We start from the raw sequence: 25,590 nt of genomic DNA on the forward strand, positions 1-25,590 counted from the left end.
GCGGGCCGCGGGGTGACCCGAGCCCGCCGGGGGCACGAACGACGGGGCCCGGCCGCGACGCGGCCGGGCCCCGGGGTCCCGTACTTCCGCACGAGGTGTACGGGGGGTCAATACGGGGGTTCTAGTGCGGCGTGGACTTCTCGGCACCGATACCGGTGAGCGAGCGGACCTCGATCTCCGCGTACTTCTCGGCGCTGTACTCCTTGCTGAGGCGGGCGCCGATGAACCCGGCCAGGAAGCCGATCGGGATCGAGACGATGCCGGGGTTGCTCAGCGGGAACCAGGCGAAGTTCGCGTCCGGGAACAGCGCGGTGGCGCTGCCGGAGACGACCGGCGAGAAGATCACCAGGACCAGCGCGGAGACCAGGCCGCCGTAGATGGCCGAGACCGCGCCCGCGGTGTTGAACTTCTTCCAGAACAGGCTGTAGAGGATCGCGGGCAGGTTACCCGAGGCCGCCACCGCGAAGGCGAGCGCGACCAGGAAGGCCACGTTCTGCCCCTGGGCGAGGATGCCGAGCCCGATGGCGACCGCGCCGATGACGAAGGCAGAGATCCTGGCGACCAGGATCTCCTCCTTGTCGGTGACGTTGCCGCGCTTGAACACGTGCGCGTACAGGTCGTGGGCGAAGGAGGAACTCGACGCCAGCGTCAGACCGGCGACGACCGCCAGGATCGTGGCGAAGGCGACCGCCGCGATGATGGCGAGCAGGATGGTGCCGCCCACGTCGCCGAAGATGGCCTTGCCGACCGCCTCGGCGAGCATCGGCGCCGCCGTGTTGCCCGCCTTGTCCTGCGCCAGGATCGCCTTGCCACCGACCAGGGCCGCCGCGCCGAAGCCGAGCACGAGGGTGAGCAGGTAGAAGGTGCCGATGATGCCAATGCCCCACAGGACCGACTTGCGGGCCTCCTTCGCGGTGGGGACCGTGTAGAAGCGGATCAGGATGTGCGGCAGGCCCGCGGTGCCCAGCACCAGCGCCAGGCCCAGGCTGATCAGGTCGATCTTGCCCGCGAGGCCCTGCGCCTCGGTGCCGTACTTCAGGCCCGGCTCCAGGAAGGCCGCGCCCTTGCCGCTCTGGGTGGCGGCCTCACCGAGCAGGCCCGACAGGTTGAAGCCGTAGTGGCCGAGCACCAGCAGGGTGACCAGGGTCGCGCCGCCCATCAGCAACACGGCCTTGACGATCTGGACCCAGGTGGTGCCCTTCATCCCGCCGACGACCACGTAGACGATCATCAGGATGCCGACGCCGACGATCGTGAGCGCCTTGCCCGTCGGCGAGGTGACACCGAGCAGCAGGCCGACCAGCGCGCCCGCGCCGACCATCTGGGCCAGCAGGTAGAAGATCGACACCGTGATGGTGGAGACACCCGCCGCCGTACGGACCGGGCGGGGGCTCATCCGGAAGGCCAGCACGTCGGCCATGGTGAACTTACCGGAGTTACGCATCAGCTCGGCGACCAGCAGCAGCGCCACCAGCCAGGCGACCAGGAAACCGATCGAGTACAGGAAGCCGTCGTAGCCCGACAGGGCGATGATCCCGGCGATGCCCAGGAAGCTCGCGGCCGACATGTAGTCGCCGCCGATGGCCAGGCCGTTCTGCACACCGCTGAAGGAGCGCCCACCGGCGTAGTAGTCGGTGGCGTCCTTGGTGTTGCGGCTGGCCCAGAAGGTGATGCCCAGCGTTCCCGCGACGAACAGCAGGAACAGGATCGTGGAGAGGGTCTGGTGGCTCATTCGGTCTTCCCCTCGACTCCGTGGCGGATCTCGTCGGCCAGCGGATCGAGCTTCTTCTCGGCGAAACGGGAGTAGGCCCAGGCGATGCCGAACGTCGACACGAACTGGAGCAGACCGAAGATCAGCGCCACGTTGATGTTGCCAAAAACCTTCGTGCCCATGAAGTCGCGCGCCCAGCCCGACAGGACGACGTACAGCAGGTACCACGCGAGGAACGCCGCGGTCATCGGGAACGCCCAGGCCCGGAAACGCCTCTTCAACTCCTGGAACTGGCCGTCGGCCTGGATTTCCTCGTAGACCGATGAATCATGTTGCCTGGCGGTCACGCGACCTCCCAAAATGTGATCTGGATCACGGACAACGTAGGGGTGGACGCTACCCGGGGAGGAGACCCGTACGCGGACTCTTCGCCGAGGCGCCGCCGAGTCGCGTTCAGTTGGGTGGGGCTTGCGGTGAAAGGTCTGTATCGCGCGACGAACGGTCAACCGGCACAGCCCACCCCACTCCCCGCAGCGCGTACCCCCCGGCACCGCAGACCGCCAGGCCGACCACCGCGAGCAGCAGGCGATAGTCGACGAGCGACACCAGCACGGCACCACCGAGCAGGGACACCAGCTGCGCGAACCCGACGAGCGACTCGAAAGCGGTCGAGACCCGGCCCACGAGATGGCCCGGACTGCGGCGCTGCACCAGCGTCGTCCTCGCCACCCCCTCCAGGGTGAGCCCGGCCCCCGCCACCGCCATCGCCCCCAGCACGACCGTCTCCACCGGCACCATCCAGCAGACGACCGCCACACCGTACAACCCGATACCCGCGCCGATCGCGAACAACTCACCCCGGCGCGCGATCACCGTGGCACTGCGCAACCCCCCGGCGATCGCCCCCAGACCCATCGCGGTCGAGGTGAACGCGGTGAACTCCGGCGACCTGGCCAGGCCGTGCTCGATGACCGCGAAGATCAACGACTCGGTCGCCCCCGCCAGCGAGAACATCAGGCACAGCGCCACGGCCGCCCGACGCAACGGCGGATCGGCGGCCAGATACCGGGCCCCGGCCCAGAACTCCTCACGCCGACGCCCCGACGGAGCCCGCGAGAGGGGCGAAGCGGACTCCGGCACCGGAAGCATCGCGAAGACCGCCGCCGCGACCAGGAAGGTGACCACGTCGAACAACACGAGCGCGCCGATCCCGAAACCGGTGTAGACGGCCACCCCCAGCAGCGGCCCGAACAGCCGCAACCCCTGCCGGGTGGTCTGCAGGGCCCCGTTCGCCTCGGCCAGCAGATGCTCGGGCAGGATCACCTTGAGCAACCCGCCGAGCGCGGAGAAGACCACCGCGTACGAACACCCCATCGCCGCGGACACCGGGTAGATCAGCCAGACCGTGCCCGGCCCGGTGACCGCGACCAGCGGAGCGAGCGAGACCCCCGACAGCACACAGGTGACGACCAGAAGCCTCCTGCGGTCCACCCGGTCGATCAGATAACCGAAGAAGGGCGAAAGACACAGGGGCAGCGTGAAGAAGAACAGCGTCAGACCGGCGGCGGCGTCGGAACCGGTGAGGGTCTTGGCCAGGATCCCGGGCACCAGCAACAGCGAGGCGTCCCCCAGCAGGCTGACGGCCATCCCGAAGTAGACGAGCCGGAACCGGGACCTGCGCAGGACCTCCGGCATCACCACCGACCGGCGAACCCGCTCCCGAGGGTCACGACGACGGACCGGCTCCCCGAAGAACCGGCCCCCCGAGAACGCGACGCCCGCCCGGCTCCCGGAGGCCACGGCGACGGACCGGCGGGCCACCCGGCTCCCTGAGAACGCGACGGCCGCTCGGCGGACCACCCGGCCCCCGGGTAGCGCGGCAGTGGCGTCGCCGACCTCGGCGACCGCCTCGTCACCGGAGCCGGCAGGTATCAAATCTCGTCAAAACAACCGAAATGTCGGTCCATAATCGTCATTCCGTCACAGCTCGCCGGAGCCGTCAAGAGGACCGAGGCCGCCAGTCACCCCGGTCCAGGTTCAGGATCTCGGGGGTGTGCAGCCGCACCATCGTACGAGCCACATTCGGCGGAATACGCCCCGGCGTCAACAACGAGACCACCACCATCACCACAAAGGCGATCGGCACCGTCCACGCGGCGGGCTGCGCCAGCAGAGCACCGACCAACCCGGTATGCGGCCCCCCGCCGATCGTCATCAGCACCGCACCGCAGGCCAGGCCCCCACCGGCGAGCAACCCGGCCATCGCGCCCGCGGGCGTCAACCGCCGCCACCAGATCCCCAGCACCAGCAACGGACAGAAAGACGAAGCCGCCACCGCGAACGCCAGACCGACCACATCGGCGACCGGCAACGAACGGGCGAACGCCGCCAGAGCCAGCGGAACGATCACCGCCAGCACCGCCGCCGCCCGGAACGACCGCACCCCTCCCTTGAGAATGTCCTGCCCGATAACCCCCGCGACCGACACCGTCAACCCCGAAGACGTCGACAAGAACGCCGCGAACGCCCCCGCCGTCACCAACGCCGTCAGCAGATCCCCCGCCACACCACCGATCAACCGCCCCGGCAGCGACAACACCACCGTGTCACTGCCCTCCAGCTCAGGAACATAGATCCGGCCCAGCGCGCCGTACACCGCGGGCAACAGATAGAAAGCCCCCAGCAACGACAACACCACCAACGTCGTACGACGCGCCGCCCGGCCATCGGGATTGGTATAGAAACGGACCAACACGTGCGGCAACCCCATGGTGCCCAGAAACGTGGCCAGAATCAGCGAATACGTCGAGTAGAGCCCGTACTCCCTACCGGCCGACAACGGCAGCGCCCACGTGGCCGCGTCCCGCGCACTCAACCCCGGCGCACCACCACTACGCCACGCCAGCAACAGGAACACCAGCGGCACAGCCAGCGCGGTGAGCTTCAACCAGTACTGGAACGCCTGCACGAACGTGATCGACCGCATCCCACCGGACATGACGTTCACCGCGACCACCGCCGCCACCAGCAAACCCCCCGCCCACTCGGGCGCACCGGTGATAGCCCGCAAAACCAGGCCCGCGCTCTGGAACTGCGGCATCAAATACAGCCACCCGATCAGCACGACCAGCACCCCGGCCATCCGCCGCACCGCCATCGACTCCAGCCGCGCCTCGGCGAAATCCGGCAACGTGTACGCCCCCGAACGACGCAACGGCGCCGAGACCAGCACGAGCAACACCAGATAGCCGCCCGTCCAGCCCACCGGCAGCCACAACATGTCGGCACCGTAGGTAAGGATCAACCCGGCGATACCCAGGAAACTCGCGGCCGACAAATACTCCCCGCCGATCGCGGAGGCGTTCCACAGCGGGGAGACCGTACGAGAGGCGACATAGAAGTCAGAAGTGGTCCGCGACAACCTGATCCCGAACGCGCCGATCAGCACCGCCGCCAGCACCACCAGCACCACCGCCGTCACACCGTACGCGGTACTCATCCGACGCCTCCCCCGACGCCTTCCACGACCCCTCCGACCCCTCCCGTGACGGTCCGCCTCCCGTTCAAGGGGCCCTGTCCACCAGCTCGGCGAAGTGACGCTCGTTCCGCTCCGCCTGCCGGACGTAAAGCCAGGCCCCGATCACGAACGCCGGATAGATCAGACCACCCAGCACCGCCCAGGGCAGCGGAATCCCCAGCACATGGACCGCACGCAACTCCGGCACCAGCAAGAACATCAGGGGCAGCCCCGCCACCACACACCCCAGCACCGTGCAGACGAACAAGGCCAGCCGGAACTGGGTACGGACCAGCGAACGCATGTAGACCTCACCCAGACGGGTCTGCTCGTCGATCTCACGGGTGACCGGATAACGCGGATGCCGGGGAGCCATCGTGCGAGGGCTGGTCACCACCTCACGCCGAGGCCGCTCATCCTTACGCGGCCGATCGGCGTCCTTACGCGACCGCTCGGCGTCCTTACGTGGCCGGTCGGCATCCTTACGCGAACGGTCCACGTCCTTACGCGAACGGTCGGCGATCCACCGGCGCGGCTCGGCACCCTCCCCGGCCCCGGAGTCACCACTCATTCCGGCCTGCCCTTACGCGCCCGGCGCACCAGAAGATCACGCAACTCACGAGTATGACGACGACTGACCGGGATCTCGGTCTCACCGATGCGCACCACACACCGTCCCGAATCGATATGCAACTCGTCGATGTGCTTGACCGCGACCAGATGACTGCGATGCACCCGGACGAACCCCGCGGAAGACCAGCGCTCCTCCAATGTGGCCAACGAGATACGGACAAGATGACTACCACCCGCGGTGTGCAGACGGGCATAGTCACCCTGCGCCTCCACATACCGGACCTCGGTGCTGGCCACGAACCGGGTGACACCACCGAGCTCCACCGGAATCGTGTCAGGATCGGCACGACCCGGCCCCTCGACCTCCGGCAACTCCGCGGAGACGAACACCCTGCGAATCGCCTCGGCCAACCGCTCCGGCCGCACCGGCTTGAGCAGATAATCCTCAGCCTTGATCTCGAAGGCGTCGACCGCGTGCTCCTCATAGGCCGTCACAAACACCACCCGAGGCGGATTGGCGAACTGCGAAAGCAGACGACCAAGAACCACCCCATCCAAACCACGCATCCGGATATCGAGAAAGACCGCGTCGATCGGCCGCCCGTCCGCGATCGCCCGATCCAGGACACGCAACGCCGCCGCCCCATCCCTGGCCAGGGAAACCTCCCCGATACGAGGATCGTCCCTGAGCAGATAGGCCAGGTCCTCCAGCGCGGGAAGCTCGTCGTCCACCGCCAGGACACGCAGGCCGGTCACGGTCACTCCTCCAGGTCGTACGCGAGGGAATTTCTAGAGGGTGATGAATCAGACATCGCCTGTCAACTTTACGGTGAGGGGGGAAGGACGGACTCAACGGGCGGAGACACCCGGATGGTACTTGGGCAGACGAACGCTGACCTTCGTGCCCGCCCCCTTGGCCGTCTCCGCCACCAGGCCGTACTCGTCACCGTAGACCTGGCGCAACCGCTCGTCCACGTTGACCAGCCCCACCCCCCCGGCCCCCGAACGCTCATCGGCGTCACCGGCCAGAATGCGACGCAGCCGATCCGGCTCCATACCGACGCCGTCATCCTCCACACTGATCCGGCACTCGGCCCCGGCATCCTCCGCGACGATCGAGATGCGCCCCACCCCGGGCTTACTCTCCAACCCGTGCTGAACCGCGTTCTCCACCAAAGGCTGCAAACACAGGAACGGCACCGCGACCGCGAGCACCTCCGGAGCGATACGCAACGTCACCTGAAGCTGCTCCCCGAAACGGGCACGTTCCAGGGTGAGATAACGATCGATGGACCGCAGCTCCTCCGCCAGCGTGGTGAACTCCCCATGCCTCCGGAACGAGTAACGGGTGAAGTCGGCGAACTCCAGCAACAACTCCCGGGACCGATCAGGATCGGAACGCACGAAACTCGCGATCGTCGTCAACGAGTTGTAGATGAAATGCGGGGAGATCTGCGCCCGCAGCGCCCGCACCTCGGCCTCCATCAGACGCGTCCTCGACCGGTCCAGCTCGGCCAGCTCCAGCTGCGAGTCGACCCAGTTCGCGACCTCGTGAGCGGCCCTGACCAGACCCGCCGAAGCATGCCCGCCGTACGCGGCGAGGGAACCCACCACCCTGCCGTCGGTGGTGAGCGGCACCACCACGGCGAACCTGATCGGACACTCGGGAAGATCACACGAGACGACCTCCGGACCCAGGACGCGGGTCCGGCCCCCGGCGAGCGTCTTGGCGGCATGGGCGAACGCCTCACGAGCGTGATGGTCGCCCTCGCCGTCGTAGACCAGCAACCGCTCCTCATCGGTGATCGCCAGCGCCGGGGAACCCAGCAGCTCCCGCAGGTAACGGGACGCCTTCAGCGCCCCCGCCTCGGTCAGCCCCGCCCGCAGCGGCGGCGCGGCCAGGGACGCGGTGTGCAGGGTCTCGAACGTGGCCCGCTCCGCGGGACTGCTGCCCAGCTCCCTGCGCCCGCGCAACACCCGCCACAGCACCAGGGCGGGTACGCCGACCAGGGCGGCGACCAGCAACACGGCGACGAGGGGTTCCACGCTCCGGACCTTATACGCCCGGCCACGCCCGCGCCTCGTCCCTGGAGATCACACGAGACCACATCAGGCCCCTCGACGGGTTTTTCCTCGTCGACGGGCCCAGCGTCTTTACAATGTAGATCAAAGTCAGTCCGCCGGAGGGAGGGCCTCCCGGACACGACGGGCGTAGGACTCGGCCTCGGCGGGGTCGTCGTATTTCGTACGGGGCCAGAAGAAGCCGCGCAGGCCGTCCTTGCGGTTGCGGGGAACGACGTGGGCGTGCAGGTGCGGGACGCTCTGGCTGATCCGGTTGTTCATCGCGACGAACGTACCGGCCGCCTCCAGGCCCCGCTCGACGGCGACGGAGAGGCCGCGGACGCGTTCGAAGAACGGGCCGACCATCGGTGCCGGAAGGTCCGCCAGCGTCCCGACGTGGGCCCGCGGGACCACGAGGACGTGGCCCTTGAAGACCGGCCGCGTGTCCAGGAAGGCGAAGGCCACACCGTCGGAGAGGACGACGTGGGCCGGTCGCTCCTCGGCCACGATGGCACAGAACAGACAATCCTCACCCGGCACCGCTTCGGAGACCGCCATCCCGTCAGGATAGGAGGCTCCGCACGGCCGGGACACGGAAACGCGTCACCACCCGCCTTTGACCGCCCCCGAGATGAAAACCTCGCGATGACCAACGGGAACGCGTCACCACCCGACCCTGGCCACTCCTGGGACACGGGAACGCGTCACCACCCGACCTTGGCCGCGCCCGAGATGAGGGATCTCGCGATGACCATCCGCTGGATGTCGTTGGTGCCCTCGCCGATGGCCATCAGGGGCGCGTCGCGGTAGAGGCGTTCGAGGACGAACTCCTGCGAGTAGCCGTAGCCGCCGTGGATCCGCATCGCCTCCGTGGTGGCGCGTAGCGCGACCTCGGAGGCGAAGTACTTGGCCATCGCGGCCTCGGAGTTCACCGCGCCGCTCTCGGAGCGGACCGCCGCCCAGTAGGTCAGCAGCCGGGCCGCCTGGATGTCGGTGGCCATGTCGGCGAGCTTGAGCTGGATGGCCTGGAAGTCCGCGATGGGCTGCCCGAAGGCGTGGCGCTCGCGCGAGTAGCCCAGCGCGGCGTCGTAGGCGCACTGGGACAGGCCGACCGCGCGGGCGGCGATGTTGACCCGGCCGAGTTCCAGGGCCGACAGCGCCTGCTGCATGCCCCGCCCCTCGGCCCCGCCGAGCAGCGCCGACACCGGGACGCGCACGTCCTGCAGCACGATCTCGCAGGTCTCGGTGCCCTTGTAGCCGAGCTTGGGCAGGTCGCGGCTGACGGTGTACCCGGGGGTTCCGGCCTCGACGAGGAGGAGGGACATGCCCCGGTGCGCGGGGTCGGTGACGGAGGTCTTGACCAGGACGGGCATCGGGTCGGCGTGCCGGGCGTTGGTGATCCACGTCTTGGTCCCGTTGACCACGTAGTGGTCGCCGTCGCGGACGGCCCGCGTCTGGATGCCCTGCAGGTCGGTGCCCGCCGCGGGCTCGGTCAGCGCGATGCCGGTACGGCGGGCGCCGGTGGCCAGTTCGGGCAGGTAGGCGTCCTTCTGCTCCTCGGTGCCGTACCTGGCGATCATCCAGGCGGCCAGGGAGTGCGAGCCGAGCACCCCGGCCACGCCCATCCACCCGCGGGCGATCTCCTCGAAGACCAGGGCGAACGACACCCGGTCCAGGGCGAGCCCGCCGTACTCCTCGGGGATAGTGATCCCGAACAGCCCCATCTCCTTGAAGCCCTCGACGATCTCCGTGGGGTAGCGGCCGGTCCGCTCCCACTCGGAGGCGACCGGCACGATCTCCTTGTCGACGAACTCCCGCAGGGTCCGGCGGAACAGCTGCTGCTCCTCGTTGAGCTCGAAGTCCATCGCGAGGTCCTTTCCGCGAAACGGCCGTCAGGGGGTGAGCGGGCCGGTCTTGGCCCGCGGGAAGTAGTTCTTGTCCTGCGGCGCGTCGCGGCGGTAGACCATCACCGCGCGGCGCCAGGACATGACCTCGTCGCCGTCCTGGTTGAGGCCGCGGGTCTTGCAGGTGACGATCCCGGCGTAGGGCCGCGACCGCGACTCCCGCTTCTCCAGCACGATCGACTCGGCGTACAGGGTGTCGCCCAGGAAGACCGGGTGGGTCAGCCTGATCTCGTCCCAGCCGAGGTTCATCAGGGCGGTCTGGCTGACGTCGATCACCGAGATGCCGAGCACGATCGCCACGGACAGGCCGGAGTTGACGATGATCTTCCCGACCGGGGCGCGCTCGGCGAAGTGCGCGTTGAAGTGGTTCTGGTTGGTGTTCATCGTCAGCAGGGTGAACCAGGTGTTGTCGGCCTCGCTGATCGTGCGGCCGAGCGGGTGCTGGTAGACGTCGCCGACGACGAAGTCCTCGTAGTACCGGCCGAGGCCGGGTTCGTGCACGGTCACGTCTCTCCCCTGGACGGCGGGATCTCGGCTGGACGGCGGGATTTCGACTCGATGGCGGAACCTCGACCGGAGCGGGACCTCGACGCCGATCATCTGACGTTCCGACGGCCCGCCGGGGCGTTCCTTTCTCAGGATGACACCTCGTAGCGGGCGGCGATCGCGGTGGCGCGGTCGCGCAGGGAGTCGCGCAGCCACCGCGGGGCCAGGGCCTCCGCGTTCGTGGCGAGCTGCCACAGCGCCCATTCCGCGTGTCTCGGATCCTGGAAGGTCACCTCCAGCCGCAGCCTGCCGTCCGCGTCGGTTTCCTCCGCGAGGACGGCCAGCGCGGTGCCCACCAGTTCCTCCCGCCGCGCCGGGTCCATCCGTACCAGCACGGTGACCTGGTCGCCGCCCGCCCGGAACCGCGTGCCGCGTTCCTGCCAGGCCCGGTCCAGATCGACCCGGTCCGGCCGCTGCGCGGGTTCGGCGAGCTCCTCGGCGGCCAGTACCCGGGACATCCGGTAGGTGCGGTCCGCGCCGGACCTCGTGGCCAGCAGGTAGCCCTGGTCGCGTACGGTGACCAGGCCGATCGGGTCCACCGTGCGCCACTTCGGGTCCTGACCCACGGCCGCGTAGTGGATGCGCAGCCGGTGTCCGGCGAACACCGCGCGCAGGACCTCGGCCGCCACGGCGTCGGGCACCTCCTCGGTGACCAGCCGACGTGAGAGAAGGTCGGTCTCCGGGTCGATGAGCAACCGCTGGGCCGCTCCGGCCGCGGTGTTCCGATAGCTCTCGGGCAGCGCGTCGACCACCTTGAGCATCGCCGAGGCGAGCGCCGAGCCGAGGCCGAACGCCTGCGCGCCGCGCCGCGATCCGGCGACCAGCAGGGCGAGGGCCTCGTCGTGGTTCAGTCCGGTGAGCTCGGTCCGGAAACCGGGCAACAGCGCGAAACCGCCGTGCCGACCGCGTTCGGCGTAGACCGGGACACCGGCCGCGGACAGCGCCTCGATGTCGCGCAGCACGGTGCGGGTGGACACCTCCAGCTCGCGGGCGAGCGCCGCCGCCGACAACCGGCCGTGCTGTCGCAGCAGCAGCACCAGCGAGACCAACCGGTCGGCGCGCATACGAAAACTCTACAGAGATACACGACACAGGATGTCGTGATTTGCCGGGAAGCTGAGCAACACGACGGAAAAGACGGCGGCTACCAAGCCGCTGGACATACGTGATACCGAAGAATCGAATGGAGCGAATGTGGCGATCGAGCGAACGGCGGTCAACCCGTGGGCGTGGTCGACGGAGCTGGGTTACAACCAGGGGGAGATCGTCTCCGGGCACACCCGGACGCTGTACATCTCCGGGCAGACCTCGATGAGCGGCGACGGCAAGCCCCAGCACGCCGATGACATGGCGGCGCAGCTGGCACTGAGCCTCGACAACCTGGAGGCCGTGCTCGGCGATGCCGGTATGTCCCTCGCGAACCTCGTCCGGCTCAACGTCTACACCACCGACGTCGATCGCCTCTTCCCGCACTACGGCGTGCTGGCGTCGCGGCTGGGCGCGGCCGGGGTGACGCCGCCCACCACGATGCTCGGGGTGACACGGCTGGCGATCCCCGACCTGATGGTCGAGCTTGAGGGAACCGCTGTCGCGTAACGCGACATCGCCGCCTCCGGCAGGGCCGCGCCGGAGGCGGCACGACCGGCGGGCGCCCGGCAGTCGATCGGGTCCTCGGCCTCGACGACACGGAGCCACAGCCGCCCGTGGACCGGCAGGGCGAAGATCAGATCCTCGGCCTCGACTACTCCCCCGGTGACACCGCCACGGGCGGGGAGCCGTCAGGGCAGGCGTCCGCGGAGGAACGCCGCCGCGACCTCCACCACCCGCCGGGCCTGGAAGCCCATGGCCTCCAGTTGCACGTCGCCGGGCGGGATCGTGCCGTGGTCGGAGGTGTGGCTGGTGCCGTACGGGTTGCCGGACCGGAACTGGACGGGGTCCGCGTATCCGGGCGGCACGATGATCGCGCCCCAGTGGTAGAAGGTGTTGTTCATCGCGAGGATCGTGCTCTCCTGCCCGCCGTGGGGCGTCGAGCTCGCGGTGAACGACGACACGATCTTGTCGACCAGCAGGCCCTGTGCCCAGAGCCCGCCGGTGGTGTCGACGAACTGCCTCATCTGGGCGGTGGGGTTACCGTAGCGGGTGGGCGTGCCGAACAGGAGCGCGTCGGCCCACTTCAGGTCCTCCAGCGAGGCCTCCACGACGTACTGGGTGGCGGCGGCGTGGGCGGCCCAGCCCTCGTTGGCCGCGATGGCCTCGGCGGGCGCGAGCTCCCTGACCTTGCGCAGGCGGACCTCGGCACCGGCCTTCTCCGCGGCGCTGGCGGCGGCCTTGGCCAGCGCGAAGACCGTACCCGTGGCCGAGTAGTAGATGACGGCGGCGTTGACGACCGGTTCGGTCACTGCCTCTTCGGTCAACTGCCTCACATCCCTCCGGGTGCCCTTCCGCGGTCGTTCTGCGGAACGTGCCCGACGATCCTCAGAGGAACCCGTCCTGACCCGCAAAGACTCCTTGACCTGGGTGATCACGGGACACGCGCGGCCTCCGCGCCCCCGGCGGTCACGCCGATCGGGACGCGGGGACGCGGGGATCGAAAAAGGGACGCCTCAGTCCCGGTCCCGCCCGGGGGCGGGGGCCGGGGCCGGGGTGAAGTCGGCGGCCTGGTCCGGCCGGTAGACGCCTCCCGTGCCCACCTGGGCGTCGTGGACCTGCTCGTCCGGGGCGTACAGGCGGATCTGGACGCCGTCGGGGTCGACGAAGCCCAGCGCGTGGCCCGAGGAGGCCCTGATGATCGGGCTGTGCGGGACGCCGAGCCCGTCGAGACGGGCGACCCAGTCGTCGAGTCCCTCAAGGGTGACCTGGAGCGCGAAGGGGTCGGCGTCGAAGAGCGCCCTGGCCAGCTCGGGGTTCTCGCGCAGGGCGATCTGGAAGGCCGCGCCGGGAACCGTGAAGCTCATGCCCCTGATCACGCCGTCCTCGTCCTGGAAGCTGGTGTGGTGCTCCAGTCCCAGAACCCGTTCGTACCAGGAGCGGCTCCGCTCCAGGTCACTCACCCAGATCTTGAGGTGGTGCACACCGGTCAGTACGGCGTTCAACTCGTCTCCTCAGGGGGCCTGCGTCGTCGTGACGGTCGTGGTGAAACGGTGGTTGCAGAACCTCTCGCGCGCCTCCGCCCGGCTGAGGCCGCGCCCGGACTCCTCGCGGTCGAGCCCCTCGAAGCTGTCGAAGCCGAGCCTGGCCCTGGCGTCACCGCCGGTCGCGAGGCGGGTCGTGAAGACGATCCGGCCTCGGTGCGGGACGTCGCTTCCGGCGGCACACCAGACGCCGTCGGCGCGCTCGCGGCAGCGGAGGACGGTGAGCCGCCCGCCGGTGGTGGCGTCGAGCAGCACCGCCCTGACGGGACCCCGGGCGCTCTTGGGGAAGCGGCCTCCCACCCAGAAGGCGCCCCAGTAGGGGGCGAAGGAGGGGGTCCACGTCATGGAGTAGTCGAGGGTGTAGGAGACCCTGCCGGACGAGTCCGGGCGGGACGCGGCCCCGGCCGTCAGCTCGATGCCGATCAGCGGCTTCTCCTGGCATTTCCTGGCGGCGGTGACGCAACTGGCCTGGGCCTGCGGCAGCGGTGACAGGGCGGCCGCGATGAGGGCGAGGCCGGTGGCGATCCCGAGAGCACGGCGCATGAGACCTCCTGTGTGTCCTGCCCCGAGAGTCGTGTCCTGCCCGAGAACGCTACATGTGCCCGGCCCCCCGCGTGCCTGAGATCAGGATAGTTCGCCTTTCGGCCTGGAAATGGTGACCTGATGGGACATCGGAGGCGGGAAGGTCCGGGTGGGCGGAGAGGAGGGGGTCCGCCGCCCACCCGGAAACGGTCAGATTACCCCGATAGACATGAGTTTGGCTCGCTTGAGGACAGGTGTCGGCCGGATCTGCGCGGATCCACACAGGTCCACACAGATCCACGGAGATCCACGCGGATCCATGCGGATTAACGCGGATCCGGTGGCCACGCCGATCCCCGGTGAGCCGGGGAGGGCACCGGCAGGAAAGCGGGAACGGCGTCCGGCCAGAAAGTCCGACCGGAACATCCGACCGAAACGTCCAACCAGAATCCGGCCAGAGTCCGGCCAAAACGTCCGGCCAGAAGGTTCGACCGGAGCGCCCGGCCGGGGCCGGATCAGCGTTCGCCGGGGCCGGGCAGGGGGCCGCTCTCGTCCTCCGCCTCGTCCCTGGGCTCGGCGTACGGCTCGCTCTCCGGCGGGTGGCCTCCGGCGATCTGGCGTTCCCGCATGAGTTCGGCGTCGAACTCCGCGCCCAGCAGGATGGCCATGTTGGACAGCCACAGCCAGACCAGGAACACCACGACGGCGCCGAGCGCGCCGTAGGTCTTGTCGTAGGAGCCGAAGTTGGCGACGTAGGTCGCGAACCCCGCCGAGACGACGACCCAGAGCAGCACCGCCAGCAGCCCGCCGGGGCTGATCCAGCGGAATCCCGGCTGACGGACGTTGGGCGCGGCCCAGTAGAGCAGCATCACCAGGCCCGCGGCGATCAGCACCAGGACCGGCCACTTGGCGTACCCCCAGACGGTGACCGCGGTCGGCCCGATGCCCAGGGCCTCGCCCGCCACCTCGGCGAGCCTTCCGGTGAAGGTGACGGCCACCGCCCCGGCGGCCATCAGGACGACGAACACCAGTGTCAGCCCGATCCGCAGCGGGGTCAGCTTCCACAGGGGGCGCCCCTCCCGGATGTCGTAGATCGCGTTTCCGGCCCTGACGAAGGCCGCGATGTAGCCGGAGGCCGACCAGAGCGCCACCAGCAGACCGGCGATCGCCAGGAAACCCCGCGCGCCGCCGCTGCCGCGTACCTGGTTGACCTGGTCCTCCACCAGCCTCGTGACGTCGCCGGGGGCGAGCGCGGCGACCTGGGACAGGATCGTGGAGATCACGTCCTGTCCGGCCAGCCCGAGCAGGGACACCAGCACGATCAGGCCGGGGAAGATCGACAGCACCGCGTAGTAGGTGAGGGCCGCGGCCCAGTCGGGCAGGCCGTCTCGCTGGAACTCCAGGACGGTCCGTTTGAGGACCCCCCACCACGCTCCCCTGGGCAGTTCCGAGGGGGTCTGGGGGACAAGGGCGAGCCGCCCTCGCGAATCGCCGAGGGCGGCCCTGCCGGTGCTGCCGGGCATCTACTTCTTCTTGCCTCGCCGCAGGACACGGAGGACGACCAGGACGAGCGCGGCGACCGCGGCGATCGTCACGACGGGGCGCTTGCCCGCCTCGGTCGTGACCCTGCCCGCCGCGTCCTTGATCTCGACGGGGGTCACCTCCTTGACCCGGCCGACGACCTCGGGGGCCGCCTCCTTCACCCGCCCGACCATCTCGGGCGCGGCCACCTTGACCCGCTCCACCATCTCGGTGGCCGTGGTGGCGGTCGCCGCCCCCACCTTGCGCAGGTCGTCGCCCACCTGAGCGGCGGTCTCCTGGATACGGCCCTTGACGTCGGTCTTGTGCACCAGTGCCTCCACTGTGTCGCCCAGTTCGCGGCGGGCGTCCTCGATGTCCCGCCGCACGCTTTCCGTGTCGTTCCCGCCGTCTCCGGCGGTCTTGCCGATCTCCGTCACGCCGCCACCGGTGTCACCGGTGTTGACGTACGGGGTGGTCGCCACCGTGGTGTCCGGGACAGCGGCGAGCGCCGTGCCCTCCGGAAGCCGGGTCGTGCCGTCGCGCCCGGACTCGGGGACGCCGGGGTCCTCGCGGGGCGTGCCGCCCGGCCCGTTCGGCGGGATGTTCAGCGATCCGCTCTCGTCCGGCGTGACGGGCTCGTCGACGCCCTTCCTGCGGGAGCCGGTGGTTCCGGCGTCGGGCTCAAGCCGGTCGGACTCGATCCGACCGGGTTTGCCGGGATCTGTCTCGGTCATCGGTGCGCCCTCTCTTTCACCGCGTCGATGTCGTCCTTGACGCTCTCGATGGTCCGTACGGGGGTCGGCGGGGCCGCCTCGGCGACCTGGCGCTTGCCGAAGAACCCGAGCGCGCCGGACACGACCAGCAGCACCCCGCCCACGAGCGCGGCGGCGGCCCACGGCGGCATGACCTGCGCGAGGAACAGGATCACCGCGGCGACCAGCGCGGCGGCCCCGAAAAGGGCCACGACCCCCGCTCCGCCGAACAGCCCCACGCCGATTCCGGCGTGCCTGCCCTTCTCCGTCAGCTCCGCCTTGGCCAGGCGCAACTCGTCCCTGACGAGGCGCGACACCTGTTCCGAGAGCTGCCGGATCAGCTCGGACGTCGGCAGCGAATCCTTGGTGTTGGTCATGGACTGCCTCCTCCCCTACAGGAAAAGACGTCTACCCTCCCCTCCCCCGGCAAACATGGGCCTGGCTGCGATGATCACAGGGAGCGCGGGGACGACACCGTGCCGTAGCTCACGGCAGACTGCTCTCCGGCCCCGGCCCGCTCCCCTCCACCGTTCCACCGACCACTCGCGAGGCGACCATGGCGAACATCGTGCTCACCGGCGGCACCCGGGGCATCGGCCTCGGCCTGACCAGGGCGTTCCTGGAACGCGGCCACCGCGTCGCGCTGTGCGGCGCCCGCGCCGGGTCGGTGGAGAGGGCAAGGGCCGAACTGGCCGGGCGGGACGTCCTGGCGATGGTCGCCGACGTCGCCGACCGGAGCCGGGTCCAGGCGCTGTGGGACGCGGCGGCCGGGGAGTTCGGGCGGGTGGACCTGTGGATCAACAACGCGGGGGTCTCCCACCGCCGGGAGCCGCTGTGGAGGCTGCCGGAGGACGAGGCCGGGACGGTCCTCGGCGTGAACCTGGCCGGTGTGCTGAACGGTACGGCGGTGGCGGTGGCCGGGATGGCCGCCCAGGGGTCCGGGCACGTGTGGAACATGGAGGGACTCGGCAGCGACGGCCGTACGGTCCCCGGGCTGGGCGTCTACGGCGCGACCAAGCGGGCGGTGACCTACCTGACGGGGGCGGCGGCCAAGGAGATGCCTCCGGGCGTGTCGATCGGGCTGCTCAGCCCGGGGATGGTGGTGACCGACCTGCTCACCCACGACTACGACCCGCAGGAGCTGCGGAAGGCGAAGAGGATGTTCAACATCCTGGCCGACCGGGTGGAGACCGTCGCGCCCTGGCTGGCCGAGCGGGCCGTGTCCCGGGCCCGCAACGGCGCCCACGTCCGCTGGCTGACGACCGGCAAGATCGTGCGCCGGTTCGCCACGGCGCCGTTCGGCGGACGGGACGTGTTCGGGCCGAACACGCCGAACACGTCCCACGGCCCGGATGCGCCATGATCATAGGGAGGCCCGCGTGTCCCAGTGGTGGAAAAGTAGAGGTACGGGCGAAGATGAGCCTCTTGGGATAGTGCGGGGCACGATGAGCGCGATCAGGAAGGCGGCACGCTAGAGATGGCACAGATCGTCGGCGGCGGAAGCCCGGTCAACGACGCCGAGCGACGGGTCATCGCACACCTGCGAGACAACGCCCCGGACGACTGGCTGCTGCTGCACAACATCGAGGTGCCCCGCGGAGACGACACCTTCGAGGTGGACGTGATCGTCCTGACCGGCCACTCGCTCTGCGTGATCGACGTCAAGGGCACCCGCGGCCGGATCGAGGTCGCGGGGACCCGCTGGTTCCCGCTGCGGCGCGAGGCGTTCGGCTCCCCCGTCGCCAAGCTGCGCGGCAACGGGCGCGCGCTCAAGGGCCTGCTCACCCAGGAGCGCCGCGAGCTGGACCGGGTCTACGTCGACAGCCTCGTGGTGCTCACCGGGACCGACGCGGAGCTGGTCGACCCGGCCGGGCGTGACTCGCGGCACGTCACCGACCTCGCCGGGCTGATCGGCACGCTGGGTGACGCCTCCCGCGTCAGGCGCGGCCACACCACGGACACCGCGCCGTACGGGACCGCGATCATCGAGGCGCTCAACGGGAGCGTGCGGCGCTCCACCGCGCCGCCGCGTTTCGGCAGCTGGGAGGTGGAGGAGCAGCTGGGCGGCGACAACCGGGTCACCGAGTACCGCGCGATCAACGCGACGGTCCCCGGCAGCGAGACGGTCCTGCTGCGCGTCTACCGGGCCGACCCGCTGGCCGAGGAGGAGCCGAGGGCGGCCGAGCGGCGGCTGATCACCAACGCCTACCAGGCCCTCACCAGGATCCCCCCGCACCCGTGCGTGGTGCGCGCCCGCGACTTCTTCGCCATCGACGACGAGAGCCGGTTCGTGCTCGTCCTCGACGACGTGCACGGCCAGGCGCTGCACCTGCACCTCACCGCCTCCCCGTCCACGCTCTCCACCGCGGCCCGGCTGGACGTGGTGGAGGACATGCTGCTCGGCCTGGCCCACGTCCACGCCAACAACGTGATCCACCGGGCGCTCAGCCCCGCGTGCGTGCTGGTGACGGAGGAGGGCCGGGCCATGCTCACCGGGTTCGACTACGCCAAACCGGGACCCCGCGCGCACACCGTGGCCAACGAGCTGCCCAACGTCCTCGACACCCACTACGCCGCCCCCGAGTGCCAGGCCATGCCCGAGCGGATGACGGCCGCCTCCGACGTGTACGCGGCCGGGGTGATCGCCTTCCAGCTGCTGACCGGGAAGCTCCCGCCGATCACCCCCGACGCCGAACCGCCCTCCGGAGAGGCGCCCGTGGAGGTCATGGACCTGCTGCGGCGGATGCGCGACCACGCGACGCACAAGCGTCCCGGTGCCGCCGAGGCGCTGGCCGACCTGCGGCGGGCCAGGCGGCCCCGCCCGCCGGAGCCCGCCCTCCGGGTCCCCGCCCCGCAGCATCTCGCCGTACCGCCGGAGGACCCTCGTCCTCGGGAGGTCCGGTCACAGCACGCCGGTCCTCTTGCGCCCCCGGCTCCCCAGGGCCCCGGCGTGGCGGACGCCGGGCGGCCGGAGGGGCGCGGGCCGGAACGCCATCCCCGGGCGCCCGCGCGCTACGAGGACGTACCGGCCCGGGAGCCGCTGATCGACAGGCTCAGGACGAGGCTCCGGCGGATCACCGGAAAGCAGCCGTGAAGGCGAATCCGCCGCGCGACGGAGTAAGGGTGTAACCCACAGAAGGGACACCCCGGCACATGGCCGCTCCCCCTGACGCCCCGGCGAGAATCGACGACGCCGAGCTGATAGAACGGTCCCGGCACCGCCCCGACCTGTTCGCGGTGCTCTACGACCGCTATTTCGTCGAGATCCACCGCTACGCCGCCGGACGGCTCGGCCCGCAGATCGCCGACGACGTCGCCGCCGAGACCTTCCTGGTGGCGTTCCGCAAACGGGAGTCGTTCGACCCCGGCAGGGGGGCGGTCAGGCCCTGGCTGTACGGCATCGCCACCAACCTGGTCGCCCAGCACCGCAGAAGCGAGATGCGCAGGCTGGAGGCCCTGCAGCGGGCGCCCGTCGGCGGTGAGGCCGACGAGGGACACGAGGAACGGGTGGCCACGCGCCTCGCCGCCGCGGGCGCGCAGGGGCCGCTCGCGTCCGCGCTGAGCGGCCTCCCTGACGGCGACCGCGACGTCCTGCTGCTCGTCGCGCTCGCCGACCTGAGCTACGAGGAGGTCTCGCAGACCCTCCGAATCCCGTTCGGCACCGTCGGCTCCCGGCTGAACCGGGTGCGCAGGAAGCTGCGCGCGGCGCTGGGCGGCGTCAACCCCATGATCGGAGGTTCCGATGGATGAACTGACCTCGGTCCGCGACCTGCTCACCGAGCCGGAGCCGTCCCACGAGGTGATCGCGACGGGCCGGGCCCGGCTCCTGGCCGCGGCCGACCCCCTCGGCGGCTCCCCCGAGCCGTCCGGGCCGCCCTCCCCCCGGTCGCCGGGAGACCGGAGGGTCCGGCAGGCGCGGCGTGGCCGCAGGACGGCCTGGTGGACGGCCCTGGGGGTGGGACTGGCCGGGACCGCGGCGGCCACGACCCTGGTGATCGCCTCCTCCACCGCCGTACACCCACCGGCACCGCTCACGCGGCTTCCAGTACTGGAGACCTCGGCCACGGCGAGGCAGGTCCTGCTGGCCGCGGCGACCGCGGCGGCCAAGGCCCCCACGAAGGGCGCCTACTGGGTCACCCGCACCGTCAACGGGTCCCAGCGCGTCGAGCCGGGTGCCCGGTATCTCGTCCAGCAGCGCCGCGCCACGGAGACGTGGCTGTCGCGGACGCGCGACAGGAAGAGCTGGCAGATCAACCAGTATCTCGGCGCGAAACCCGCGACGCCCAGGGACGAGGCGGCCTGGCGCGAGAACGGCTCACCGACCCGCTGGCTGTTCGAGGACGGCGCGCTGACCGGCGGCTACATCCCCCCGGGCAGCCGGATCGAGTCCACGCCGGGAGAGCGGGAGGCGTCCTGGCTGCGCGGCAAGTGGATCGGGTCGGCGGGCCACCTGACCAAGGGGCTGCTCACCTGGGCCGAGGTGCGCGCGATACCGGACACCCCGGAGAGGCTGCGGGCCTACCTGAGCGAGCGTAACGCCGCCTTCACCGCCCGGTTGCCGGAGAAGGAGAGGGAGCCGGGGAGGGCGGATCCGTGGACGCTGGAGGACTGCATGAGCATCATCACCTCGCTCCCGGTCTCTCCCGAGACGCGGGCGGCGGCCTACCAGCTCCTGGCCTCCCTGCCGGACATGAGGTCCGAGGGGGAGGTCGTCGACGATCTCGGCCGGGTCGGCCAGGCGATCTCCTACCCGGTCAGCACGCCCACGCCGCAGGGCGGGCAACAGGTCTACGGGAGGAGCCGGCTCGTGATCGACGTGGCGAGCGGGCTGCCGCTGTCCAGGGAGAGGGACGCCCTCGACCGGCTGCCCGACGGGCGGACCTACAAGATCACCTCGTTCTCCGCGTACGAGCGGATCGGCTGGACCGACGACCTGCCCGACCTGCCCGCCCGGCGCGACTGAGCCACCGGGCGTACGAGGGTGCGTGCCGTGTCCCGCCCGGCGCGCACCCCGGCCGGGCCGAGGGGGCGGACGGGGGTCCCGGGCCCGTACGGGAACCGGGTTGAAAGAACGTGCGAGAGCCGGGTTGAAAGGACGTACGGGAACCGGCGTTGGAAGGACGTGCTGGAGCCCGGCTGAAGGGGCTGTGGGAGCCGGGCTGAGAGGGCGTACGGGGGTGGCTGGCCCGTGCGGGGGCCGGGCCCGGACCTTCGGTCGGGCCTGGCGCGCCGCCGGGCGGCGGGGTCAGCGGCGGGTGTGGCCGCCCCGGAAGCGGTCGAGAAGCCCGCGCAGCTTCTGCTGGTTGCGCGGGTCGCGGGCCATCGCCCTGGCCTTCTCCATGTTCCGCTGCCCCTGCGGGGTGCGCAGGTAGCCTCGGATCCGGTCGATCAGCGACGCCATGGTGTCCTCCATCTGTCGGAACCCGACGACTACCCGCTGAGCCCGGTTCCAATCACCGGCGGCGCCGGGCTCAGGAGTCGACGAAGTCGCCGGGGACCATCACCCGCAGGCCGTTGGGGACGGTACGGATCGTGATGGGGGTCATCAGGCGGACCTCGCCGTCGACGTCGGCGGCCATCGGCGGGTCGGTCTCCAGGTGCATCTCGCGTCCCACGACGAAGGGCCCTCCCGCCAGGCTGCGCCAGCGCCCGCTGCCGGCGCGGACCATGGTCTCCAGCAGCAGGCGCAGGCGCTTGCCCGAGCCGAGCTGGTACGCGACCAGCCTGCCGTTGTCGATGCTGATGTCCCTGGCGACCTGCCAGCCGCCGTGGAACCGGCCGTTGGCGATGTTGAGCTGGTGGGTGAGCAGCTCGTGGCGGCGCCCGTCCACGGTGAGGAAGGCGCGGAACGGCTGGTGGCCGGGGAGGATCGTCAGGGCCGTGAGCGGGTAGGCCGCGCGGCCGAGAAAGCGCTTCACCCCGTGCCTGACCTTGCCCGCGACCTCCACCGAGACCCCGAAACTGGCCAGGTTGGCGAACTCGCGGTCTCCGGCGACGCCCAGGTCGATGTCGGCGACCTTCCCCGTACGGAGGACCCGGACGGCTCCGGCGAGGTCGAGGGGGACGCCGAGGCTGCGGACGAAGTTGTTGGTGGTGCCCAGGGGCAGCACCCCGAGGGCGACGTCGCGGTGGGCGACGTGCTTGACGGCGGCGCTGAGCGTGCCGTCGCCGCCGCCCACGACGAGCAGGTCGGGCTCGTCGGCGAGGGCCTCCTCCAGGGTGGCGCGCAGACGCTTGGTGTCGACCACCGGGAAGAAGCGGATCGAGTCGAACCCCTCGGCCCGCAGCGCGCGGACCACGGCGGGATAATGGCGCCGGCCGCGGCGCGAGCGCGTGTTGACGACCACGCAGACCCTGCCCGCGGTCCGGATGGCCTCGGTGTGCTCGGCCTTGCTTCGAAGCTCTCCCACGCTGCCCCTATCCGATCGGGTGGTTGCCCGTTCAAATGGTAGGGCCCCGCCGTCGGTGACGGCGGGGCCCGGTGCCCGTGGGCCTTTCTTTACCGCTCTTTACCGCCTTGTTACTGCTTGGGCGGGGTGACCTGCACGATCGCGCCGAGGTTGCCCGGGAACGGGGTGACCAGCTTGAGCTTCACGCCCAGCGCCTTGCCCTCGTCACCGGGGTTGCCGGAGCCGAGGACGTGGCCGTTGCCCATGTCGGTCCCGTACAGCTCGGTCGCCGGGGTGCCGTCGGCGTTGACGACCCGGGTGCTGTAGAGCTGGTCGCCCTTGGAGGGGACGACCGTCGAGGCGTCGAAGTCGCGGTAGAACAGGCTGGTGCCGCGCGCCTCGAACCCGGGGTACCAGGTCTTGGCGTCGGTGAACTCGGAGATCCCGTTCTGCGCGGCCACCTTGGTGCAGTACTCGCTGAAGGGCTCGCCGGGCCCCTCGAAGCACTCGGTGAAGGGGTAGGTCTTGGAGAAGGAGAAGGCGGCGTTCGAGGTCTGCACGCGGCCGTTCATGTTCTTGAGCGTGGTGGTGTCCTTCGCGGCCGCCGCGCCGGTCCGCCGCAGCGGGTCGAAGTGGGAGTCGACGAGGATCAGACTGCCCTTGGAGCCGATGCTCGGCGCCAGTTCGAGGTTGTTGGCCACCGAGTTGTTGGTGTAGTTCGAGTCGCGGAACCAGACGAGCAGGCCGGGGGCGTTGTACTTGACCTTCTCCACCTTCCACGCGCCATCACGCGAGTAGTTGGTGGTGTAGGTGTACTGCAGGCCCTTGTCGAACCCGTCGAAGTTGCGCCACTCGGCCAGGTAGAACCGGGAGACCTCGCGCTTGCCGTCGTTGACGACCCAGCCGGCGCCGGTGGTGCCGTTGAAGCTGCCGCCGCTGGCCGTCCAGCCGGTGGCGCCGCTCTCCAGGTCGTCACTCCAGACGGTCTGGGTGCCGTTGGTGACCGAGAGGTCGTCGACGTGCCAGCCACGCGGGGTGAAGGCCGCGTCGGTGTTGTACGTCAGGCGCAGCTTGACGGTCTTCCCGGCGAACGGGGCGAGGTCGACGTAGTCGTGCCGCCAGCCGTCGGTGTTGCCGGTGAGGCCGTACTTCTTGTTGCCGAACGTGGCCAGGTTCTTGTTGGGGTCGGTGTAGTCGTCGTCGGTGGAGACCAGGGCGCCGCCCTCGGTGTAGACCTTCTGCTGGGCCCAGGTCGTGCCGCCGTCGGTGGAGATCTCGACGAAACCGTAGTCCCAGTCTTCCTCGATCTCGTAGTTGTTCCACAGCCGGAACTTCACGTCGGTCCCGGCGGGCACCTGGACGTCACGGGCGATCTTGACGTTGGCCCACTCCTGGTCGAAGTTCGACCAGAAGGTCTTGGTGCCGCTGTGCGGCTCGACCATCGTGACCGGCGGGCTGGACAGGTTCACCCTGACGCCGTCCTGGGTGAGCTTGGGCGTACGCGAGGCCTGCCCGATCGTCACCAGACCGCCGCGGTCGCCGGGGTTGAAGACCTTGGGGTTGGCCCAGCCGAGGACCCACTTGCTCCAGATGCTCATGTGGGAGGGCATCGACTGGAAGATCGGGCCGCTGTGCGAGCCGCTGGACATCAGGTCCCAGAAGTCGACGGCCGAGGAGGCCTGGCCGCTGGTGTCGTAGAGGTCCGGCAGGCCCAGGTCGTGGCCGTACTCGTGGGCGAAGACGCCGACGCCGGAGTCCTCGGGCTGCACGATGTAGTTGGAGATCTTCACGTTCTTGCCGGGCACCTGGTAGCCACCGGCCACCGCGCTGGAGTGCGCCCAGATCGCGTAGGTGCCCTCGGCGCCGCCGTCGGAGGACTTGTCCTTGCCCGCGTGGACGAGGACCAGGTGGTCGACCACGCCGTCGGGCTCGGCGAAGTTGCCGTCGCCGTCGGCGTCGCCGACGTCCTCAAGGTCGTAGTCGGCCCACGGGAAGTTCGGGTCGGAGGCGGCGAGGGTCTTGACCGCGTCGATGGCGAGCTGCCCGGCACCAAGCGGGTTGTCCGGGTGACCGCTCATGTCCTGCACCGGCTGGCCGCAGGCGCGCGCGCCGTAGTAGGCCTCGGAGTGCGGGACCTTGATCCACGGGCTGGCCTGGCCGGTGACCGTGTAGGCGCCCTTGGACATCTCCTCGTACATGTTCTTCATGGTGGAGCCGGAGATGTCGATGCCCTTGCGGCCGTCCCGGGGGTCGGTCAGGTCGGTGCGGACGCGCTGGGTGATGCCCTGCTTGGTGTAGAGCATCTTGTTGAAGTGGTCGGGGCTGAAGTCGGGCACCCAGAAGCTGTTGTTGTCCTTGTGGGACAGGGTGGCCGGGTTCGGGATCTTGTTGTGCAGCGGGCCGTTGAGCAGCGTGCCCGCCGGCTCGGTGACGCACTCGGCCGGGTCCTCGCTGTCGACGCCCCCGGGCCGGGAGAAGCCGGAGAAGTCGTCGTTGGCCTTGTCGTTGAACTCCACCAGGAGGGTGAGGAGCTTGGCCGTCTTGACGGTCTTCGACTTCTTGAAGATGAAGTCGGCGGGGTTGATCCCCGTCCTGATCGCCTCGGCCTCGCGCTTGGCCAGCACCCGCGCGGCGACGGGGTTGCCCTCCGAGTACTTCTCGGCGATCTTCTTGGACGGGCTGAGCTTGCGCGCCCTGGCCGACGGCACGGCCGGGTCGTCGACCTCCGGCTCGTCCCTGGGGGGCGCGTAGTTGATGTAGTAATCGGCCGCGGTCGGCTGGTACCGCGCGACCGAGGTGTCGCTCTCGGCCGACGCACCGCCCACAGCCAGTCCCGTGACGGCCAGGCCGAGCACGGGAACTATCGCGAGAAGACGCCTGCCGGCGCCTCCGCTGCTGACTTTGCCGGACAACGTGTCCCCTTCCCTGCGCCCGGGTTGGCCGGACGCGTCCATCTCCGGTAC

At 70.1% G+C, this 25,590-nt stretch carries 25 protein-coding genes; 5 read left to right on the plus strand and 20 right to left on the minus strand.

Translation table 11 applies throughout. From position 1 onward, the window contains the following. Positions 1 to 121: 121 nt before the first annotated feature. From ACW9TB_RS14205 to ACW9TB_RS14255, 11 genes are all read right to left on the minus strand, one after another. On the minus strand, positions 122 to 1,732 hold the full coding sequence (locus tag ACW9TB_RS14205; protein ID WP_472748462.1) for a solute symporter family protein: 1,611 nt from the start codon (positions 1,730 to 1,732) through the stop codon (positions 122 to 124). Beyond that, complete coding sequence (locus ACW9TB_RS14210; protein WP_472748463.1) at positions 1,729 to 2,058, minus strand: DUF485 domain-containing protein; 330 nt, start codon at positions 2,056 to 2,058, stop codon at positions 1,729 to 1,731. The genes ACW9TB_RS14205 and ACW9TB_RS14210 overlap by 4 nt, the downstream gene beginning before the upstream one ends. A gap of 106 nt (positions 2,059 to 2,164) precedes the next feature. Then, entirely contained in the window at positions 2,165 to 3,532 is a 1,368-nt protein-coding gene (locus tag ACW9TB_RS14215; RefSeq protein WP_472748464.1) for an MFS transporter, read from the minus strand. A gap of 178 nt (positions 3,533 to 3,710) precedes the next feature. Further along, positions 3,711 to 5,210, minus strand: a complete 1,500-nt coding sequence (locus ACW9TB_RS14220; protein WP_472748465.1) for a sodium/solute symporter — start codon at positions 5,208 to 5,210, stop codon at positions 3,711 to 3,713. 64 nt (positions 5,211 to 5,274) lie between these two features. After that, positions 5,275 to 5,799: a DUF485 domain-containing protein gene (locus tag ACW9TB_RS14225; RefSeq protein ID WP_472748466.1), complete on the minus strand. Its 525-nt coding sequence runs from the start codon at positions 5,797 to 5,799 to the stop codon at positions 5,275 to 5,277. Next, entirely contained in the window at positions 5,796 to 6,557 is a 762-nt protein-coding gene (locus ACW9TB_RS14230) for a LytR/AlgR family response regulator transcription factor (RefSeq protein ID WP_472748467.1), read from the minus strand. Before ACW9TB_RS14230 ends, ACW9TB_RS14225 begins: the two co-directional genes overlap by 4 nt. Before the next feature lie 93 nt (positions 6,558 to 6,650). Then, the gene (locus tag ACW9TB_RS14235) at positions 6,651 to 7,847 is read right to left on the minus strand and encodes a sensor histidine kinase (RefSeq protein ID WP_472748468.1); all 1,197 of its coding nucleotides are present in this window, start codon (positions 7,845 to 7,847) and stop codon (positions 6,651 to 6,653) included. Between the two features lie 126 nt (positions 7,848 to 7,973). Beyond that, entirely contained in the window at positions 7,974 to 8,420 is a 447-nt protein-coding gene (locus ACW9TB_RS14240) for an HIT family protein (protein WP_472748469.1), read from the minus strand. A gap of 146 nt (positions 8,421 to 8,566) precedes the next feature. Beyond that, positions 8,567 to 9,727, minus strand: coding sequence for an acyl-CoA dehydrogenase family protein (locus tag ACW9TB_RS14245; protein ID WP_472748470.1), 1,161 nt, complete (start codon positions 9,725 to 9,727; stop codon positions 8,567 to 8,569). A 27-nt stretch (positions 9,728 to 9,754) separates the two neighbouring features. Beyond that, the gene (locus ACW9TB_RS14250) at positions 9,755 to 10,273 is read right to left on the minus strand and encodes a MaoC family dehydratase (RefSeq protein ID WP_472748471.1); all 519 of its coding nucleotides are present in this window, start codon (positions 10,271 to 10,273) and stop codon (positions 9,755 to 9,757) included. A gap of 128 nt (positions 10,274 to 10,401) precedes the next feature. Next, positions 10,402 to 11,376, minus strand: a complete 975-nt coding sequence (locus ACW9TB_RS14255; protein WP_472748472.1) for a helix-turn-helix transcriptional regulator — start codon at positions 11,374 to 11,376, stop codon at positions 10,402 to 10,404. A 136-nt stretch (positions 11,377 to 11,512) separates the two neighbouring features. Here ACW9TB_RS14255 and ACW9TB_RS14260 point away from each other — a divergent pair, with 136 nt between their 5' ends. Continuing rightward, positions 11,513 to 11,908: a RidA family protein gene (locus ACW9TB_RS14260; protein WP_472748511.1), complete on the plus strand. Its 396-nt coding sequence runs from the start codon at positions 11,513 to 11,515 to the stop codon at positions 11,906 to 11,908. A gap of 182 nt (positions 11,909 to 12,090) precedes the next feature. Here the strand turns inward: ACW9TB_RS14260 and wrbA are convergent, their stop codons facing one another. The 6 genes from wrbA to ACW9TB_RS14290 all read right to left on the minus strand — a co-directional run bounded on the left by wrbA (position 12,091) and on the right by ACW9TB_RS14290 (position 16,615). Then, positions 12,091 to 12,726: an NAD(P)H:quinone oxidoreductase gene (wrbA, locus tag ACW9TB_RS14265; protein ID WP_472748473.1), complete on the minus strand. Its 636-nt coding sequence runs from the start codon at positions 12,724 to 12,726 to the stop codon at positions 12,091 to 12,093. A 189-nt stretch (positions 12,727 to 12,915) separates the two neighbouring features. Next, on the minus strand, positions 12,916 to 13,404 hold the full coding sequence (locus ACW9TB_RS14270; protein WP_472748474.1) for a VOC family protein: 489 nt from the start codon (positions 13,402 to 13,404) through the stop codon (positions 12,916 to 12,918). Between the two features lie 9 nt (positions 13,405 to 13,413). Continuing rightward, positions 13,414 to 13,986, minus strand: coding sequence for a hypothetical protein (locus ACW9TB_RS14275; protein WP_472748475.1), 573 nt, complete (start codon positions 13,984 to 13,986; stop codon positions 13,414 to 13,416). 494 nt (positions 13,987 to 14,480) lie between these two features. Next, the gene (locus tag ACW9TB_RS14280) at positions 14,481 to 15,488 is read right to left on the minus strand and encodes a YihY/virulence factor BrkB family protein (protein ID WP_472748476.1); all 1,008 of its coding nucleotides are present in this window, start codon (positions 15,486 to 15,488) and stop codon (positions 14,481 to 14,483) included. After that, the gene (locus ACW9TB_RS14285; protein ID WP_472748477.1) at positions 15,489 to 16,220 is read right to left on the minus strand and encodes a DUF3618 domain-containing protein; all 732 of its coding nucleotides are present in this window, start codon (positions 16,218 to 16,220) and stop codon (positions 15,489 to 15,491) included. Continuing rightward, the gene (locus tag ACW9TB_RS14290) at positions 16,217 to 16,615 is read right to left on the minus strand and encodes a phage holin family protein (protein ID WP_472748478.1); all 399 of its coding nucleotides are present in this window, start codon (positions 16,613 to 16,615) and stop codon (positions 16,217 to 16,219) included. Before ACW9TB_RS14290 ends, ACW9TB_RS14285 begins: the two co-directional genes overlap by 4 nt. A 179-nt stretch (positions 16,616 to 16,794) precedes the next feature. On the opposite strand from ACW9TB_RS14290, the gene ACW9TB_RS14295 reads away from it, so the two are divergent. The 4 genes from ACW9TB_RS14295 (at position 16,795) to ACW9TB_RS14310 (ending at position 21,201) form a co-directional block, all read left to right on the plus strand. Continuing rightward, complete coding sequence (locus ACW9TB_RS14295) at positions 16,795 to 17,601, plus strand: SDR family oxidoreductase (RefSeq protein ID WP_472748479.1); 807 nt, start codon at positions 16,795 to 16,797, stop codon at positions 17,599 to 17,601. 114 nt (positions 17,602 to 17,715) lie between these two features. Further along, positions 17,716 to 19,332: a methylation-associated defense system protein kinase MAD6 gene (mads6, locus tag ACW9TB_RS14300; protein WP_472748480.1), complete on the plus strand. Its 1,617-nt coding sequence runs from the start codon at positions 17,716 to 17,718 to the stop codon at positions 19,330 to 19,332. Positions 19,333 to 19,391: 59 nt separating this feature from the next. Then, positions 19,392 to 19,988: an RNA polymerase sigma factor gene (locus ACW9TB_RS14305; protein WP_472748481.1), complete on the plus strand. Its 597-nt coding sequence runs from the start codon at positions 19,392 to 19,394 to the stop codon at positions 19,986 to 19,988. Further along, positions 19,981 to 21,201, plus strand: coding sequence for a CU044_5270 family protein (locus tag ACW9TB_RS14310; RefSeq protein ID WP_472748482.1), 1,221 nt, complete (start codon positions 19,981 to 19,983; stop codon positions 21,199 to 21,201). The genes ACW9TB_RS14305 and ACW9TB_RS14310 overlap by 8 nt, the downstream gene beginning before the upstream one ends. 282 nt (positions 21,202 to 21,483) lie before the next feature. Here the strand turns inward: ACW9TB_RS14310 and ACW9TB_RS14315 are convergent, their stop codons facing one another. From ACW9TB_RS14315 to ACW9TB_RS14325, 3 genes are all read right to left on the minus strand, one after another. Beyond that, entirely contained in the window at positions 21,484 to 21,639 is a 156-nt protein-coding gene (locus ACW9TB_RS14315; RefSeq protein WP_472748483.1) for a hypothetical protein, read from the minus strand. A gap of 70 nt (positions 21,640 to 21,709) precedes the next feature. Continuing rightward, positions 21,710 to 22,648, minus strand: coding sequence for a diacylglycerol/lipid kinase family protein (locus tag ACW9TB_RS14320; protein ID WP_472748484.1), 939 nt, complete (start codon positions 22,646 to 22,648; stop codon positions 21,710 to 21,712). Positions 22,649 to 22,758: 110 nt separating this feature from the next. Beyond that, complete coding sequence (locus ACW9TB_RS14325; protein ID WP_472748485.1) at positions 22,759 to 25,539, minus strand: immune inhibitor A domain-containing protein; 2,781 nt, start codon at positions 25,537 to 25,539, stop codon at positions 22,759 to 22,761. Positions 25,540 to 25,590: the final 51 nt, after the last annotated feature.

Source organism: Streptosporangium sp. H13245 (genome assembly GCF_055690525.1).

Excerpts from the sequence above, each read along its gene's own strand:
- ACW9TB_RS14205 (WP_472748462.1), bottom strand. The coding sequence starts at position 1,732 with ATGAGCCACCAGACCCTCTCCACGATCCTGTTCCTGCTGTTCGTCGCG.
- ACW9TB_RS14220 (WP_472748465.1), bottom strand. The coding sequence starts at position 5,210 with ATGAGTACCGCGTACGGTGTGACGGCGGTGGTGCTGGTGGTGCTGGCG.
- ACW9TB_RS14225 (WP_472748466.1), bottom strand. The coding sequence starts at position 5,799 with ATGAGTGGTGACTCCGGGGCCGGGGAGGGTGCCGAGCCGCGCCGGTGG.
- ACW9TB_RS14240 (WP_472748469.1), bottom strand. The coding sequence starts at position 8,420 with ATGGCGGTCTCCGAAGCGGTGCCGGGTGAGGATTGTCTGTTCTGTGCC.
- ACW9TB_RS14245 (WP_472748470.1), bottom strand. The coding sequence starts at position 9,727 with ATGGACTTCGAGCTCAACGAGGAGCAGCAGCTGTTCCGCCGGACCCTG.
- ACW9TB_RS14255 (WP_472748472.1), bottom strand. The coding sequence starts at position 11,376 with ATGCGCGCCGACCGGTTGGTCTCGCTGGTGCTGCTGCTGCGACAGCAC.
- ACW9TB_RS14275 (WP_472748475.1), bottom strand. The coding sequence starts at position 13,986 with ATGCGCCGTGCTCTCGGGATCGCCACCGGCCTCGCCCTCATCGCGGCC.
- ACW9TB_RS14280 (WP_472748476.1), bottom strand. The coding sequence starts at position 15,488 with ATGCCCGGCAGCACCGGCAGGGCCGCCCTCGGCGATTCGCGAGGGCGG.
- ACW9TB_RS14285 (WP_472748477.1), bottom strand. The coding sequence starts at position 16,220 with ATGACCGAGACAGATCCCGGCAAACCCGGTCGGATCGAGTCCGACCGG.
- ACW9TB_RS14290 (WP_472748478.1), bottom strand. The coding sequence starts at position 16,615 with ATGACCAACACCAAGGATTCGCTGCCGACGTCCGAGCTGATCCGGCAG.
- ACW9TB_RS14295 (WP_472748479.1), top strand. The coding sequence starts at position 16,795 with ATGGCGAACATCGTGCTCACCGGCGGCACCCGGGGCATCGGCCTCGGC.
- mads6 (WP_472748480.1), top strand. The coding sequence starts at position 17,716 with ATGGCACAGATCGTCGGCGGCGGAAGCCCGGTCAACGACGCCGAGCGA.
- ACW9TB_RS14305 (WP_472748481.1), top strand. The coding sequence starts at position 19,392 with ATGGCCGCTCCCCCTGACGCCCCGGCGAGAATCGACGACGCCGAGCTG.
- ACW9TB_RS14310 (WP_472748482.1), top strand. The coding sequence starts at position 19,981 with ATGGATGAACTGACCTCGGTCCGCGACCTGCTCACCGAGCCGGAGCCG.
- ACW9TB_RS14315 (WP_472748483.1), bottom strand. The coding sequence starts at position 21,639 with ATGGCGTCGCTGATCGACCGGATCCGAGGCTACCTGCGCACCCCGCAG.